Raw genomic sequence first — 1,031 nt, forward strand, 5'->3', positions numbered from 1 at the left:
ACCCGCAACGCCCCCACAAACCCCAACACCCGCAACTCATCCGAACTCACCGGCAACACCAACCGCGTCCACAACACACCCCCGTACGACCGCGCCACAAACCCCGGCACCCCCCGCACAAACCCCACCACCCCACCACCCAACCGCTGCAACCCCGCCAACCCCACCCCCCACCGCGACCCCGACACCCCACCCAGCCACGGCAACAACCGCACCCACCCCAACACCCCGAAAAACCCCACCCCAGACCCCACCCGCGACAACACCGGCAACCGCGACACCCGCGGCAACAACCCGTACACCAACAAATCCCGGCTGAACAACGACTGAAACGTCCGCGCCAACGACACCCCCGACGACCCCGCCACCCCACCCACCAACCGCCCCAACTCCCGCACCGGCAACGCCCGCGTCGTCGGCGCCACCAACCCCAACAACGCCAAAAACAACCCCGCCACACTGCCATGCCCACCCGCGAACTCCGCCACCGAATAAACAAACAACCCCAAACTCGCCCCCCACGCCAACAACCCCAACGGCCCACCCGCCAACATCATCGGCACCAACACCAACGCCGCCAACCACGGATACGACTCCATGAACGCCCGACACTCAGACACCGGCAACCGCACATCCGACACCGCCGCCACCCGCCGCCCCACCTCACGACCACGCTCCGACAACTCCACCCCCGCCCAAAAAGCAACCTCCCGCAACCGCACCCACTCCGGATCCCCCACCACCAAACCCCGCGCCGCCACCAACGCCCCATCAGCCACCCGCTGCTGCTCCACCACCACCCCACACCACTCCCGCAACACCCCCGCCGCCACCTCAAAAGACGACGCCACATCCTCCACATGCCCCCGCAACCGACCATCCACCTTCCCCCGCAACCCATCCGCAGCCACCCCCACAAACCCACCCCCCGACCCCTCCATCACCAACTCCACCGCCCCATGAATCAACCGCGCCCGCTCACCCAAACCCCCCAACACCCCCACCAACTCACCAATCACCACCACATCACC

The 1,031-nt window shown here is 67.2% G+C and carries 1 protein-coding gene; it reads right to left on the reverse strand.

Going from position 1 to position 1,031, the window contains the following annotated elements:
- A partial coding sequence (locus AB0P21_RS41380; protein WP_363705085.1) for a hypothetical protein occupies window positions 1-941 on the reverse strand: 941 nt, incomplete at its 3' end.
- Window positions 942-1,031 lie beyond the last annotated feature (90 nt).

Source organism: Kribbella sp. NPDC056861, assembly GCF_040687575.1.
GTDB lineage: Bacteria > Actinomycetota > Actinomycetes > Propionibacteriales > Kribbellaceae > Kribbella.